The sequence below is a fragment of the Pseudomonas piscis genome, assembly GCF_009380155.1.
In the GTDB taxonomy this organism is placed as follows: domain Bacteria; phylum Pseudomonadota; class Gammaproteobacteria; order Pseudomonadales; family Pseudomonadaceae; genus Aquipseudomonas; species Aquipseudomonas piscis.
Map to the genome: position 1 here is coordinate 157,656 of NZ_WHUV01000003.1, position 14,465 is coordinate 172,120.

The 14,465-nt window shown below is 63.2% G+C and carries 11 protein-coding genes and 1 pseudogene; 5 read left to right on the forward strand and 7 right to left on the reverse strand.

What is annotated here, in order from left to right; all coding sequences use genetic code 11:
• Positions 1–86 precede the first annotated feature (86 nt).
• Both ftsZ and lpxC read left to right on the forward strand, forming a co-directional pair.
• Complete coding sequence (gene ftsZ, locus GDH07_RS17565) at positions 87–1,283, forward strand: cell division protein FtsZ (protein WP_022640798.1); 1,197 nt, start codon at positions 87–89, stop codon at positions 1,281–1,283.
• A gap of 112 nt (positions 1,284–1,395) precedes the next feature.
• Positions 1,396–2,307 carry a UDP-3-O-acyl-N-acetylglucosamine deacetylase gene (lpxC, locus tag GDH07_RS17570; protein WP_011063304.1) on the forward strand — a complete coding sequence of 304 codons (912 nt, stop codon included), beginning with the start codon at positions 1,396–1,398 and terminating at the stop codon, positions 2,305–2,307.
• Positions 2,308–2,376: 69 nt separating this feature from the next.
• On the opposite strand, the gene GDH07_RS17575 is transcribed toward lpxC, so the two are convergent.
• The 7 genes from GDH07_RS17575 to GDH07_RS17605 form a co-directional block, all read right to left on the reverse strand.
• Positions 2,377–3,900, reverse strand: coding sequence for a GGDEF domain-containing protein (locus tag GDH07_RS17575; RefSeq protein ID WP_152898399.1), 1,524 nt, complete (start codon positions 3,898–3,900; stop codon positions 2,377–2,379).
• 138 nt (positions 3,901–4,038) lie between these two features.
• Positions 4,039–5,370, reverse strand: a complete 1,332-nt coding sequence (locus tag GDH07_RS17580; RefSeq protein WP_053131913.1) for an OprD family porin — start codon at positions 5,368–5,370, stop codon at positions 4,039–4,041.
• 190 nt (positions 5,371–5,560) lie between these two features.
• The gene (locus GDH07_RS17585) at positions 5,561–5,785 is read right to left on the reverse strand and encodes a hypothetical protein (RefSeq protein ID WP_022640787.1); all 225 of its coding nucleotides are present in this window, start codon (positions 5,783–5,785) and stop codon (positions 5,561–5,563) included.
• Positions 5,786–5,960: 175 nt separating this feature from the next.
• Positions 5,961–7,325 (reverse strand): heavy metal sensor histidine kinase, encoded by a 1,365-nt coding sequence (locus GDH07_RS17590; RefSeq protein WP_343038278.1) that lies wholly within the window; start codon positions 7,323–7,325, stop codon positions 5,961–5,963.
• The gene (locus tag GDH07_RS17595) at positions 7,315–7,992 is read right to left on the reverse strand and encodes a heavy metal response regulator transcription factor (RefSeq protein ID WP_053131907.1); all 678 of its coding nucleotides are present in this window, start codon (positions 7,990–7,992) and stop codon (positions 7,315–7,317) included. Before GDH07_RS17595 ends, GDH07_RS17590 begins: the two co-directional genes overlap by 11 nt.
• Positions 7,993–8,000: 8 nt before the next feature.
• Positions 8,001–11,096 carry a multidrug efflux RND transporter permease subunit gene (locus tag GDH07_RS17600; protein ID WP_152898401.1) on the reverse strand — a complete coding sequence of 1,032 codons (3,096 nt, stop codon included), beginning with the start codon at positions 11,094–11,096 and terminating at the stop codon, positions 8,001–8,003.
• Positions 11,093–12,253: an efflux RND transporter periplasmic adaptor subunit gene (locus GDH07_RS17605; RefSeq protein ID WP_152898402.1), complete on the reverse strand. Its 1,161-nt coding sequence runs from the start codon at positions 12,251–12,253 to the stop codon at positions 11,093–11,095. The genes GDH07_RS17600 and GDH07_RS17605 overlap by 4 nt, the downstream gene beginning before the upstream one ends.
• 223 nt (positions 12,254–12,476) lie before the next feature.
• Here GDH07_RS17605 and GDH07_RS17610 point away from each other — a divergent pair, with 223 nt between their 5' ends.
• The 3 genes and pseudogenes from GDH07_RS17610 to GDH07_RS17615 all read left to right on the forward strand — a co-directional run bounded on the left by GDH07_RS17610 (position 12,477) and on the right by GDH07_RS17615 (position 14,463).
• A complete protein-coding gene (locus tag GDH07_RS17610) occupies positions 12,477–12,722 on the forward strand; it encodes a hypothetical protein (RefSeq protein WP_022640784.1) in 246 nt (81 codons plus the stop codon).
• Positions 12,723–12,879: 157 nt separating this feature from the next.
• Positions 12,880–13,161 (forward strand): annotated as a pseudogene (locus tag GDH07_RS32890) (PAS domain-containing protein); the annotation flags it as partial.
• Between the two features lie 246 nt (positions 13,162–13,407).
• A complete protein-coding gene (locus tag GDH07_RS17615) occupies positions 13,408–14,463 on the forward strand; it encodes a methyl-accepting chemotaxis protein (protein WP_371263436.1) in 1,056 nt (351 codons plus the stop codon).
• Positions 14,464–14,465 lie beyond the last annotated feature (2 nt).

Here is a 14,465-nt window from a genome sequence, read left to right on the forward strand (position 1 = left end):
CAGGTTTCAAGCGGTACGCAGTAAAGCAGCAGGCAACAAAGCAGTAGGCAGTAGGCGAAAAACTAGAGAATGAAAGGAGAGGGAAAATGTTCGAACTCGTAGACAACATCCCGCAAAGTCCGGTAATCAAGGTTATCGGCGTAGGCGGTGGCGGCGGCAACGCGGTCAATCACATGGTCAAGAGCAACATCGAAGGCGTCGAGTTCATCTGCGCCAACACCGATGCTCAGGCGCTGAAGAACATCGGCGCGCGGACCATCCTGCAACTGGGTACCGGTGTGACCAAGGGCCTGGGCGCGGGTGCCAATCCGGAAGTCGGTCGTCAGGCCGCCCTGGAAGACCGCGAACGTATCGCCGAAGTACTGGCGGGCACCAACATGGTGTTCATCACCACTGGCATGGGCGGCGGTACCGGTACCGGTGCGGCGCCGATCATCGCCGAAGTGGCCAAGGAAATGGGCATCCTCACCGTTGCGGTGGTGACTCGTCCGTTCCCGTTCGAAGGCCGCAAGCGCATGCAGATCGCCGATGAAGGTATCCGCGCGCTGAGCGAAAGCGTCGACTCGTTGATCACCATCCCCAACGAGAAGCTGCTGACCATCCTGGGCAAGGACGCCAGCCTGCTGTCTGCCTTCGCCAAGGCCGATGACGTGCTGGCTGGTGCCGTTCGCGGTATCTCCGACATCATCAAGCGTCCGGGCATGATCAACGTCGACTTCGCCGACGTTCGTACCGTGATGAGCGAAATGGGCATGGCGATGATGGGTACCGGCTGCGCCAGCGGTCCTAACCGTGCACGCGAAGCCACCGAGGCGGCGATCCGCAACCCGCTGCTCGAGGACGTCAACCTGGAAGGCGCTCGCGGCATCCTGGTGAACATCACCGCCGGTCCCGACTTGTCCCTGGGCGAGTACTCCGACGTGGGTAGCATCATCGAGGCCTTCGCTTCCGAGCACGCCATGGTCAAGGTCGGTACCGTTATCGATCCGGACATGCGTGACGAGTTGCACGTGACCGTAGTGGCCACCGGCCTGGGCGCGAAGATCGAGAAGCCTGTGAAGGTCATCGACAATACCGTTCAGACCTCCATGTCGTCCGCGCAGTCGCAAGCGCCAGCCCCTGCTCGCCAGGAGCTGCCGTCGGTGAACTACCGCGACCTGGATCGTCCGACCGTCATGCGTAATCAGGCGCAATCGAACGCGGCGACCGCAGCGAAGTTGAATCCGCAAGATGATCTGGACTATCTGGACATCCCGGCATTCCTGCGTCGTCAGGCCGATTGATGGAATGCATCAGGGGTATTAGGGTGATTGGTGTTCAGCAAAGGCGTGGTCTGCTATTATCGCCAGCCTTTGTTGATACCAGTTCGCAATTTGCGCTGAAGCGGCCCAAGCCATGATTAAACAACGCACCCTGAAGAATATTATCCGTGCCACAGGTGTAGGCCTGCATTCCGGGGAGAAGGTATACCTGACCCTCAAGCCTGCGCCTGTCGACACCGGCATTGTGTTTTGTCGTGCCGACCTGGACCCTGTGGTGCAGATTCCTGCTCGCGCGGAAAACGTTGGCGAAACCACCATGTCGACCACTCTGGTCAATGGTGACGTCAAAGTGGACACGGTGGAGCACTTGCTCTCGGCCATGGCTGGCCTGGGCATCGATAACGCCTACGTCGAGCTCTCCGCGTCCGAAGTCCCGATCATGGACGGTAGCGCCGGACCCTTCGTATTCCTGATTCAATCTGCTGGCCTCGAAGAACAGGACGCAGCTAAAAAGTTCATCCGCATCCTTCGTGAAGTGACAGTGGAAGACGGCGACAAGCGCGCCACTTTCGTGCCTTTCGATGGTTTTAAAGTGAGCTTCGAGATCGATTTCGATCACCCGGTTTTCCGTGACCGCACCCAGAGTGCAAGCGTGGACTTCTCCAGTACTTCGTTCGTAAAAGAAGTCAGTCGCGCCCGTACCTTTGGTTTCATGAGTGACATCGAGTACCTGCGCAAGCACAACCTCGCACTCGGCGGCAGCGTGGAAAACGCCATTGTGGTCGATTCGGATGGCGTACTGAATGAAGACGGTCTTCGTTACGAAGATGAATTCGTCAAGCACAAGATCCTGGATGCAATTGGTGATCTCTACCTGCTGGGCAACAGCCTGATAGGTGAGTTCAAAGGCTTCAAGTCGGGCCACGCCCTGAACAACCAACTCCTGCGCAAGTTGATTGAGCAGAAGGATGCTTGGGAAGTGGTGACCTTCGAAGATGCCAGCACTGCACCGATCTCTTACATGCGTCCAGTCGCGGCCGTGTAAGTAATACTCTCTTTCCTTTTGTTTTGAAGGCCATCCCCCCGGATGGCCTTTTTTTATGCCCGCGATATTTCAGGCGCTGCGCCTGGAGTGGCCCTGGGACATGTTGGAGACCACGCGGTTGCGGCCGCTGGACTTGGCCTGGTACAGGGCCTTGTCGGCGTTGCCGACCCAGTCTTCCTGGCGAGTGCCGGGGTTGCCCGACCAGGTATTGATACCGATGCTGACGGTGAGGCTGGCAACATGTTCGGCAATGGCCGGCAGTGCTTCGACGCTGGCGCGGATCTTCTCGGCCAGCAGCGAGGCGCCGGCCGTATCGGTGCCGGGCAGGATCACCGCGAACTCTTCGCCACCATAACGCGCGGCCAGGTCCGTAGGGCGCCCCACGCAGTCGGCAATGTTCTGCGCCACCAGGCGCAGGGCCTGATCTCCCAGGGGGTGGCCGAAACGGTCGTTGAAGGACTTGAAGTGATCGATGTCGATCATCAGCAGCGACAACGGCTGGAGCGAGCGCTGGGCCCTGGCCCATTCGTTCTTCAGGGCCAGGTCCAGGCTCCGGCGATTGGCCAGCCCGGTCAGTGCATCCACAGCGGCCAGACGCGCCAGTTCCTGCTCGGCGTTGTGCCGGCGGCGCAGCTCGCGGCATAGCAACAGGGTCAGCCACAGCAGGGCGATGCACAGGGCTCCGGTAGCACCGCTGACCAGCAGTGCGGTGCGCCGCCAGGAACCGAAGACCTCGTCGTTGGCCAGGGCGACGATGACGATCAGCGGCAGGTCGCCGACCTTGGAGAAGGTGTACAGCCGAGGCGTCTGGTCGACACTGGAAATACTGCTGAAGCTGCCATAGCCCTCGCGCAGGAAGCGCACGAAGTTCGGCCGCTGGCTGAAGTCCTTGCCCACCAGGTCGTCGGCCAGTTGCGGCTGCTGGGCCAGGAGGATGCCCTCGCGGCTGATCAGATTGATGGTGCCGTTGCGGCCGATATCGAGGCTCTTGAACAGCTGGTTGAAATAGCTCAGGCGCATGGCCGCTTCGGCAACGCCGAGGAAGTGGCCGTCTTCATCGTTGAGCCGACGGCTGAAGCTGATCCGCCAGTCCTGTTCGTTGGTGCGGGCGCGAAACGGACGACTGATCAGCATGTCCAGCGTCGGGTTCTGCAAATGGTTGCGAAAGTATTCGCGGTCGGCGAAGTTGCCTTCCCGTGGCTGCACCGAGGCCGAGTCGGCGAGCACATCGCCTTTTTTATCCAGCAGCAGGATATCGCCCTTGTACGGCGCGGCGCTGGCGCGGTCGAAGAACGCCAGGTGGCGGATGGCGGCGGAGGCATCTTGCAGGTCGCTGCGCTGGGCAGCGCTGATCAGGCCCTTGAGGGACTGGTCGTAGAGTTCGACGTTGCGCATCACGTCGGCGTCGATCAGTTGCACGATGTTGTTCGCCGCGCGAATGGCGGCTTGCTCGGCGGCGGCGCGCTCACGGATCAGCAGGAAGGTGACGATACTGAGAATGGCCGCGACGATCAGCGAGCTGGCCAGGATCAACAGTCGTTCGGAGGTCGATGCGGATTTCCCCCGGGGGGATATCGCATTGCTCGCGCTCATGGTTCTGATTTCTACCACCTCGAGGATTTACCGGCTCTACGGGGAACTGGCCAGGCATGCGGCCAGGCCCTCGCGCCTGTATAAATCCCACATAAACAAAAGGCCAGCAAAACCTGCTGGCCTTCTATTTATAGCGTCTTAGAACACATTGATCGGGTAGTCGACGATCACGCGGTATTCGTCGGTGTCGTTATCCACGGCGCCGTAGCCATTGCCGCCCCGGTTGGTTGCCCATTGCAGGCGCACCGCCAGGTCCTTGGCCTTGCCACCTTGCACCACATACTTGAGATCCAGGTCACGTTCCCAGTGCTTGGCATTCTTGCCATCGGCGCTGTACCAGTTGGCATAACCACGGCTGTCCGGGTTGACCTTGGTCAGGTCCAGCTCGCCGCGCGAATAGGACAGCGCCGAGGTCAAGCCGGGCAGGCCGACGCCGGCGAAGTCATAGGCGTACTTGAGCTTCCACGAGCGCTCGTTGGGGCCGTTGAAGTCCGAGTACTGCTGGGAGTTGTCCAGGTAGATGCTGTCACCCTGGGTGATGTAGTCGAACGGTGTATTGCCGTTGACCCGCTGGTAGGCGGCGGTGACGCTGTGGCTGCCTACGCCGACGGTGAAGTGCAGGCTGTAGGTGTTGTTGTCGATGTTGCCCAGCAGCGCCTTGCCGGTGTCCTGGGTGTGGTAGTAGTGCAGGCCCGGGTTGAGGCTGACCAGGTCGTTGACCGCGTAGGTGTAGTCCAGGTCGTAGTAGTACTGGTTCCAGATGTCCTTGAGCTCGGAAGCATAGAGGCTGCTGGTCAGCCCCGGCACGCCGCTCCAGGCCACCCCGGCCCAGTTCAGGTGGCGGCTTTCATCATTGCTGGGCAAGGTGCCGTAGGCGGTACCGATGCGCTTGTGGCCGCTCTGGTTGTAGAGCTTGGTGAAGCTGGCCTGGCCGCCTTCGATCAACCAGCCGTCGAAGCTGTGGTTGGTCAGGCTCACGCCACGGAAGGTCTGCGGCAGCATGCGGCTCATGCCACCGGCGATCACCGGGTTGTTGAGAAACAGGTCACCGGCTTTCAGTTCGGTGTCGAAGGCGCGCATCTTCAGGGCCGCGCCAGCGGTGGAGAAGGAGCCCGGGGCTTTGCCGCCGTCCTTGCCGCTACGGCTGATCGGCAGGATGCTCGAACCATCGGTGCCGCCACCGCCATCGAGCTTGAGGCCGAGCATGGCATTGGCATCCACGCCGAAACCGACGGTGCCTTCGGTATAACCGGACTGGAAAACCCCCAGGAAGCCTTGGCCCCACTCGATGTTGTCATCGTTGTGCTGCTGGCGATTGCGGTGCATGTAGTAGTTGCGAGCGTTGAGCTTGAGGCTCGAACCGGCGACGAAACCTTCGGTCGCGCTGTCCTCGGCGGCTTGTCCAAGGCTTGGGATAGTTGCAGCGATTGCAATGAATAGCGGGCTGACCTTCAGTGAAGTCCTAAACAACGTATTGCTCCTTTGGTGGGTGAAGATGATTTTTTATTTTGAATTCGGTGCGTTCTTGTTCTGTAGATGACGAACGTGCCGCGGGTTTCTCCACGACAAAAAAAAGCCGCTGGATTCAGCGGCTTTAAGACAACTTACTCCGGTGTAGAGCGCAGAGAAGTTATCGAGGGAAACGAGTCGGTGGCTTGGATCAACTGTCCTTTCGGGCATCAGCCTTGCTGTGCTCGGCAGTGATCTTCTGGGCTTGCTGACTGTTCTGCTGCTGGGCCGCCTGGGCGATCTGTGCTTGTTCGAACGCGGCGGCGCGTGCGGCATTGCGTGCGACGAAAGCCTGGGATTCTTCGGCCATGGCGGCAGGCGCCACGAACAGGGAAGACAAGACGAACGCGCTGGCAATACCCATGCTGTTGGACATTTCTGAAGACCTTCTTGCAGTGCAAGTTCAATTCGGTACGACAAAAATATAACCACGATGAGGCTGGAAAAAGAGCCGAACAGGATAAGGACTGTTACCAAAAAAACAACAGTCAAGAGCGCGATGGTTGCAGGATTTTACTGCCTCTTGTCCCAGGTCAGGGGGCGCGGTGGTTTCAGCGGGGCAGGTAGAGACCGAAGGTATTGATGCCCCGGTCGCTGTGCACGAAGACGTCGCCGCCATGCATAAGGGCGATGGCCTTGACGATGGCCAGGCCCAATCCATGGTTGGCGCCACTGTTGCTGCGCGAGGCATCCACTCGATAGAAACGCTCGAACAAGCGTGGCAGGTGCTCGCTGGCGATACCCTGCCCCGGGTTGCTGACGGCGATCGCCACTTGCCGTTCCTGAACCTCGATCCGGACCCGGATCACTTCGCCGGCGGCGGTGTGCTGCACGGCGTTGCTCAGCAGGTTGATCAGCGCCCGGCGCAGGTGGGCGATCTCGATGCTGACCTGGGCGTCGCCTTCCACCTCGACCCTGACCTGGGCGTCTTCGAGGATGAAGTCCAGGTAGTCCAGGGTGGTTGCCACCTCGGTGGCCAGGGAAGCGCTGGTGAGCTTGGTGGCCTTGCTGCCCTGGTCGGCGCTGGCCAGGAACAGCATGTCGTTGACGATCGAGCGCAAGCGCTCCAGTTCTTCGAGGTTGGATTGCAGCACTTCGAAGTAGTGTTCCGCCGAGCGTCCCCGGGTCAGGGCCACCTGGGTCTGGCCGATCAGGTTGGTCAGTGGCGAGCGCAGCTCATGGGCCACATCGGCGTTGAACGACTCCAGGCGCGAGTAGGCCACCTCGACCCGCTCCAGGGTGGAGTTGAACGAGTTGACGAACTGGCTCAGTTCCGGCGGCAGCGGTGACAGCTGCAAGCGCCCGGAGAGCCGTGGCGGCGCCAGGCGCTGGGCCTCCTGGGACAGCTTGATCAGTGGCTTGAGGCCGATCCGCGCCACCCAGTAGCCCAGGGCCGAGGCCAGCAGCACGCCGACGATGGCCAGGCCGATCAGGGCCATCAACAGATGGTGCTGGGTCTGGTGGAAGGTATCGGTATCGATGGCGATCAAAAAGCGCAGGGGCGGGCGCTGTTCCTTGGCAGGCAGTTGGCTGACCAGCACCCGCAACGGATAGGGATGTTCCTCCAGGGTCAGGTCGCGCATGCCCAGCGGGCCTTGGGCGAAGGCGCGGATCCGTGCATCGGGGTTGCCGTATTCATAGCCCGGGTCGCCACTGATGGCCCAGAAGCGGATGCGCTTGTCTTCCTCGCTGAGCAGCTTGAGCTTGGCGTTGATCTTGGCCCAGTGCTCCGGGTTCCCGTAGCGCGTCAGGGCCGACTCCAGCACGCTGTAGCGCGCATCCAGCTCGGCTTCCGGCAGCAGGCCCAGGCCCTTGTCCACCTGTTGATAGAGCGCCCCGCCGATCAGCAGGAAGATCAGCAGCGCCACCAGGGTGAACAGCCCGCTCAGGCGCAGGGCGATGGAATTACTCGGCACTGCGGTTCTCCAGCACATAGCCCATGCCGCGGATGGTATGCAGCAGCTTGTGTTCGAAAGGCCCGTCGAGCTTGGCCCGCAGGCGCTTGATCGCGACCTCCACGACGTTGGCGTCGCTGTCGAAATTGATGTCCCAGACCATCTCGGCAATCGCGGTCTTGGACAGGATCTCGCCCTGGCGCCGGGCCAGCACGCTGAGCAGCGAGAACTCCTTGGCGGTCAGGTCCAGGCGGGTGCCGGCGCGGCTGGCCTTGCGGCTGATCAGGTCGATCCACAGGTCGGCGATGCCGATCTGCACCGGTTCGTGGCCGCCGCTGCGTCGGGTCAGGGCCTGCAGCCGGGCCACCAGTTCGAGGAAGGAGAACGGCTTGCCCAGGTAGTCGTCGGCGCCATCGCGCAGGCCCCTGATCCGGTCTTCCACCCGTTCGCGGGCGGTGAGCATGATCACCGGAGTCTGCTTGCGCGCGCGCAGGGCCCGCAGCACGCCGAAGCCATCCAGGCCCGGCAGCATCACGTCGAGCACTATCACTGCGTAGTCGCTTTCCAGCGCCAGGTGCAGGCCCTCGATGCCATCGCGGGCCAGGTCCACGGTGTAGCCTTGCTCGGTCAACCCGCGATGCAGGTAGTCCGCGGTTTTTTCTTCGTCTTCGATGATCAGGACGCGCATGACCCGCCTCAGGAATTGGTTGCTGGCGCCAGGGCCGATCGTGGCCGGTGGAACAGCCGCTCGAGCCACAAGTATATGACCGGGGTAGTGAACAGCGTCAGCGCCTGGCTCACCAGCAGGCCGCCGACTACGGCGATGCCCAGGGGCTGGCGCAACTCCGCGCCGGTGCCGTAGCCGAGCATCAGTGGCAGGGCGCCGAGCAGGGCGGCCAGGGTGGTCATGATGATCGGACGGAAGCGCGTGACGCAGGCCTGGTGGATCGCCTCCTGCGCAGACAGGCCGCCATTGCGCTGGGCTTCCAGGGCGAAGTCGATCATCAGGATGCCGTTCTTCTTGACGATGCCGATCAGTAGCACCAGGCCGATCAGCGCCATGATCGAGAAGTCCTGGCCACACAGCCAGAGCATCAGCAGGGCGCCCAGGCCCGCCGAGGGCAGGGTGGAGATGATGGTCAAAGGATGCACGAAGCTCTCGTACAGCACCCCGAGGATGATGTAGACCGCCACCAGCGCCGCCAGGATCAGGTACGGCTGGCTGGCCAGGGAGCTCTGGAACGCCTGGGCCGCACCCTGGAAGTTGCCGCTGATGGCTGCCGGCATGCCGATCTCGCGCTTGGCCTGGTCGAGCAGGATCACCGCATCGCCCAAGGCCACGCCAGGAGCAAGGTTGAACGACAGGTTGGCCGCCGGGAACATGCCGTCGTGGGCGATCGACAGCGGGCCTACGGTGGGTGCATCGAAGCGCGCCAGGGCGGAAAGCGGGACCATCTGCCCGGTCAGGGGCGAGCGCAGGTAGAAGTAGTCGAGGCTTTCGGCCTTGCCGCGTTGTTGGGTATCGAGCTCCAGGATCACGTTGTACTGGTTGACCTGGGTCTGGAATTCATTGATCTGGCGCTGGCCGAAGGCGTCGTACAACGCCTCGTCGACATCGCTGGCGGTCAGGCCGAAGCGAGCGGCGGCGACCCGGTCGATATCGATGTGGGTAATGCTGCCGCCCAGTTGCAGGTCGTTGGAGATATCGCGGAACGCCGGGTTGCCGCGCAGTTTCTCGGTCAGGCGCTGGGTCCAGGTGGCCAGGGTCGCACCGTCGTTGCTCTTGAGCACGTACTGGTATTGGGCACGGCTGGGGCCCGAGCTGAGGTTGATGTCCTGGCCGGCCCGCAGGTAGAGGGTGATGCCCGGCACCTTCATCAATTGCGGACGGATGCGATCGATGAAGGCGCTGGCGGAGACGTCTCGCTCGCCGCGTTTTTTCAGCGAGATCCAGAAGCGGCCGTTGGCGATGGTCTGGTTGCTGCCGGACACCCCCACCGAATGGGAGAACGCCTGCACCGCCGGGTCGGCGGCGACGATCTCGGCCAGGGCCTGGTGCTTCTTCACCATGTCCGGATAGGAAATATCCGCCGCGGCCTCGGTGGTGCCGAGGACGAAGCCGGTGTCTTGCACCGGGAAGAAGCCCTTGGGAATCAGGATGTAGCCGGCGATGGCCATGCCCAGGGTCAGGGCGAAGATGCCCAGCATCAGCTTCTGGTGCGCCAGGGCTCGGCGCAGGCCGCGCTCGTACAGGGCCAGCAGGCGCTCGCCGAAACCCGGCTTGCCATGGGGCGGATGCACCGGGGCACGCATGAACAGCGCGGCCAGGGTCGGCGCCAGGGTCAGCGAGACCACCACCGAGATCATGATGGTCGAGGTGGCAGTCAGGGCGAACTCCTTGAACAGCCGGCCCACCACGCCACCCATGAACAGCAGCGGAATGAACGCCGCCACCAGGGAGAAGCTGATGGACACCACGGTGAAGCCGATTTCCCCGGCGCCCTTGATGGCCGCTTCGCGCATGCCATCGCCGGCCTCCAGGTGCCGGTGGATGTTCTCCACCACCACGATGGCATCGTCCACCACGAACCCCACGGCGATGACGATGGCCACCAGGGTCAGGTTGTTCAGGCTGAAGCCCATCACGTACATCAGCGCGCAACTGGCGGTCAGCGACACCCCCAGCACCGTCGAGACGATCAGGGTCGCCGACCACTGGCGCAGGAACAGCGCCATCACCGCCACCACCAGCAGCACCGCGATCAGCAGGGTGATCTCCACTTCATGCAGCGAAGCGCGGATGGTCTGGGTGCGGTCCACCAGCACCTTGACCTGCACCGAGGCCGGCAGCATCGCCTCCAGGCCCGGCAGGGCGGCCTGGATCCGGTCCACGGTCTCGACGATATTGGCGCCCGGCTGGCGCGAGATCACCAGGTTGACCCCGGGCTGGTCGCCGGACCAGGCCTGGACATAGGCGTCTTCCGGGCCATCCACCACCCGGGCCACGTCCTGCAGGCGCACTGGCGCGCCGTTCTTGTAGGACACGATCAACTGGCCGTACTCCTCGGGATGGAACAGCTGGTCGTTGGTGGACAGGGTGGAGATGCTCGAGGCGCCGTACAGTGCGCCCTTGGCCAGGTTGAGGCTGGTCTGCTGGATTGCCAGGCGGATGTCGGCCAGGGTCAGGCCGATGGCCGCCAGCTTGTCCGCCGAGGCCTGGACCCGGATGGCCGGGCGCTGCTGGCCGGTGATGTTGATCTGGCCGACCCCGTCGATCTGGCTGAGTTGCCGGGCCAGCAGGGTCTCGGCGTAGTCGCTCAGTTCGGTCCCGGGCATCTGGGTGGAGCTGATGCTGAGGATCAGCACCGGGCTGTCCGCCGGGTTGACCTTCTTCCAGGTAGGTAGCGTGGGCATGTCCTTGGGCAGCTTGCCGGCAGCGGTGTTGATCGCCGCCTGCACTTCCTGGGCGGCGGTGTCGATGCTCTTGTCCAGGGTGAATTGCAAGGTCAGCAGGCTGGTACCCAGGGCGCTGCTGGAGGTCATCTGGGTCATGCCGGGGATGGCGCTGAATTGCACTTCCAGGGGCGTGGCCACCGAGGAGGCCATGGTGTCCGGGCTGGCCCCGGGCAAGGCCGCCGAGACCTGGATGGTGGGGAACTCGGCCTCCGGCAATGGTGCCACCGGCAGGCGCGGGAAGGCGATCAGCCCCAGCAGCACCAGGGCGAAGGTCAACAGGACGGTGGCCACTGGATGGTCGACGCACCAGGCGGAAATCGAGCCATGGCCTTTCATGGCTTGGACTCCTGGGCCTGGGCCACCTGCGGCGGATCGCCCACCACCTGGACCAGCGCGCCGGGCTTGAGCCGCGACTGGCCGTCGCTGACCAGCACATCGCCGGCCTGGACCCCGGAAATGATATTCAGGGCGCTGTCCTGGTACAGCACCTGCACCGGCACCGCTTCCACCTTGTCGCCCTTGACCCGGTACACGAAGCGCTGGTCCAGGCCGCGCTGGACCACGGTCGGCGGTACGGTCAGCGCGCCCTGGTCCAGGGCGGTCTGGATCTTCACCGTTACCAATTGTCCAGGCCAGAGCGCCTGGCGAGCATTGGCGAACTCGGCCTTGGCGCGCAGGGTGCCGGTATCGCTATTGATCTGGTTGTCGATCAGGGTCATGTGGCCGTTGCCCAGCAGCGCCCCGGGGTGGTCGCCGTCGGCCCCCAGGTAGGCCTTGACCGCCGCTGGATCCTGGGCCTGGATCAGGCCTTGCAGGGTGGGCAGCATCTGCTGGGGCAGGGAAAACTCCACGGCGATGGGATCGATCTGGGTCACCGAGAACAGACCCTGGCTGTCGGTCATGCGCAGGAAGTTGCCTTCATCCACGGTACGAATACCCACTCGTCCAGTAACTGGAGAGCGGATCTGGGTGTAGGAGAGCTGTACCAGGGCGGCATCGATGGCTGCCTGGTTGCCCTGGACTGTGGCGTTGAGCTGGTTGACCAGGGCCAGTTGCTGGTCGTAGGTCTGCTTGGAAACCCCGTCATCCACCGACAGCAGCTTGTAGCGCTTGAGGTTGACCTGGGCCACCTGGAGCTGCGCCTGGTTCTGCGCCAGTTGGGCCCGAGCCTGGTCCAGGGCGGCACGGATCGCCCGGTCGTCGATGGTGGCCAGCAGGTCGCCGGCCTTGACCAGTTGCCCTTCCTTGACCAGCAACCGGGTGAGGATGCCATCCACCTGGGGCCGGATGACCACGCTGTGCAGCGACAGCACCGTACCGATGCCGCTGGTGTAGCGCGGCAGGTCCTGGCGGAGCACTTCCACCACCCGTACCGGAATCGCCGTGGGGGCGGCCGATCTGGCGGTCGTCGGCCGGTACAGGAACCACGCCCCGGTGGCGACGAGGGCCACGAGCAAGGCGGCGGTGACGGCGGTTTTCTTGGCGATGGACATGGAGGGAGGCGCCGGGGGGCAGTGATGTCGGAAGGATGGCCAGGATCTGTGGACAGTTATATTCCGGCGACCGGGTCAGCAGCGTGACGGCCAGCTGTCAGCGCTGTCAGAAAAGTCCTCGATGGGCGCTGTCGCCACGCTCAAAGTCCTGGGCCCTGCAGGTATACTGCCGCTCCCCGTGGTCCGTTCCTGGTCCCGGTTGTCCTATCTCCCCGGAGTTTCCATGACATCCCCCGTACAGCCCGATATCAATGCGGTTTCGCACACCGAGCCTGTGGCTGAGTCGGTCGCCAGCGACAGCGAAGGCAAGGCTGCGATCCCGGCGTTCAAGTTTCCTTTCAAGCCCGCGCAATTCCTGGCGGCCAAAAACGCGAGCCAGCCCAGCTATCGCAACGGTGCCGGCGACTACCACGCCAAGACCCCCGGTGTAGCGCCTCCGGGCACTCGACGCTCCATGGGCAAACGCTGAGATCGCCGACATTCGCGGATAAAGCAGCCATTTACGCTTTTCAAGCACGATGATGGCTAATTGCTTTAAAACTGAGCTGGATCAGTGTTTGTGCTTTCAGTGCGCTTAGAGTCAGCAGCCCTGCTGACTCTACCCAACAATTACGAGCGCGCTATCCATGAAGATCAACCTTCCGGTTACTGGGCGAAACGTGGACTTTGCCCCTGATGCGAACATCCTCTCGACCACCGATCTGACCAGCGCGATCACCTACGCCAACCCTGATTTCATCAATATCAGTGGTTACAGCCGTGAGGAATTGTTGGGCTCTCCCCATAACCTGTTGCGCCATCCGGACATGCCGAAGGCGGCGTTCGCCCATATGTGGCGGACCCTCAAGCGCGGCCGTTCGTGGATGGGCATGGTGAAGAACCGCTGCAAGAACGGCGATCACTATTGGGTCAGTGCCTACGTCACCCCCGTGACCCGCGACGGCCAGGCGGTGGAATACCAATCGGTGCGGACCAAGCCCAGCCCGCAACAGGTACAGGCTGCCGAGCGAGCCTATGGCCGCCTGAACAACCCGGGACCATCCTGGTGGAACCTGCTGCCGGTGATGAGCCTGCGCTTGCGCCTGTGGGCCTGGATCAGCGCCAGTTTCATCGGCACCTTCGGCATCTCGGTGTGGCTGTTGCCCCAGTCATGGATGTACCAGGGCGCGGCGGTGGCCCTGGGATGCTGCCTGGGCTCGTTGGGGGTCGGCTGGCAGTTGCGGCCACTGGGGCGCCTGAACCAACGGGCGCGGCAGATCGGTGACAACCCTTTGAGCCAGGGCATCTATACCGGGCGGATGGACGAGTTCGGGCGTATCGAGTTCGCCCTGCAGATGCTCGAGGCCCAGGTCGGCGCGGTGGTGGGGCGTATTGGCGACGCTTCCCAGCGCCTGGCCGGGCATGCGTCCGAGCTGGTGGAACACTTGCATTGCAGCCACAACAGCACCCTGGAGCAGCAGGCGGAAACCGATCAGGTAGCGGCGGCCATCAACCAGATGGCGGCCAGCGTGGCCGAGGTGGCCACCCATGCCCAGCAGGCTTCGGTGGCGGCCGACCAGGCGGAGAGCGAAACCCGCGAGGGCCACCTGTTGGTGGGGGAAAGCCGCAGCGCGGTGCTGCGCCTGGCCAACGAGCTGGAGCGGGCGACTGAAGTCATCCATCAGTTGGAAAGCCACAGCATCGACATTTCCGGGGTGCTGGAGGTGATCCGCAGCATCGCCGAGCAGACCAACCTGCTGGCCCTGAATGCGGCGATCGAGGCGGCGCGCGCCGGGGAGCAGGGCCGCGGTTTCGCCGTGGTGGCCGACGAGGTGCGCGGGTTGGCCCAGCGGACCCAGGATTCCACCAATGAGATCCAGCGCATGATCAGCACCCTGCAAAACGGTGCGCGCAACGCCGTCGAGGCCATGCAGCACAGCAGCCAGCATGTGGAAAGCAGCGTCGACCAGGCCCAGCGTGCGGCGGTGGCCCTGGACGGCATCAGCCAGCGGGTCAACCAGATCACCGAGATGAGCTTGCAGATCGCCGCGGCAGTGGAAGAGCAGAGCGCGGTGAGCGAAGACATCAACCGCAACATCATCGGCATTCGCAATGCCTGCGAGGCGACCGTCCATGCCGGCCAGCTCAGCCATGTGAACTCCGGCGACGTGGCCGGCCTGGCAGGGGATCTGCGCCAACTGGCCCTGGAGTTCTGGCACAAGCGCGCCTGAGC

Bases quoted from the DNA above. Each gene is read 5' to 3' on its own strand.
- ftsZ (WP_022640798.1), top strand. From the start codon at position 87: ATGTTCGAACTCGTAGACAACATCCCGCAAAGTCCGGTAATCAAGGTT.
- lpxC (WP_011063304.1), top strand. From the start codon at position 1,396: ATGATTAAACAACGCACCCTGAAGAATATTATCCGTGCCACAGGTGTA.
- GDH07_RS17575 (WP_152898399.1), bottom strand. From the start codon at position 3,900: ATGAGCGCGAGCAATGCGATATCCCCCCGGGGGAAATCCGCATCGACC.
- GDH07_RS17585 (WP_022640787.1), bottom strand. From the start codon at position 5,785: ATGTCCAACAGCATGGGTATTGCCAGCGCGTTCGTCTTGTCTTCCCTG.
- GDH07_RS17595 (WP_053131907.1), bottom strand. From the start codon at position 7,992: ATGCGCGTCCTGATCATCGAAGACGAAGAAAAAACCGCGGACTACCTG.
- GDH07_RS17600 (WP_152898401.1), bottom strand. From the start codon at position 11,096: ATGAAAGGCCATGGCTCGATTTCCGCCTGGTGCGTCGACCATCCAGTG.
- GDH07_RS17605 (WP_152898402.1), bottom strand. From the start codon at position 12,253: ATGTCCATCGCCAAGAAAACCGCCGTCACCGCCGCCTTGCTCGTGGCC.
- GDH07_RS17610 (WP_022640784.1), top strand. From the start codon at position 12,477: ATGACATCCCCCGTACAGCCCGATATCAATGCGGTTTCGCACACCGAG.
- GDH07_RS17615 (WP_371263436.1), top strand. From the start codon at position 13,408: ATGTACCAGGGCGCGGCGGTGGCCCTGGGATGCTGCCTGGGCTCGTTG.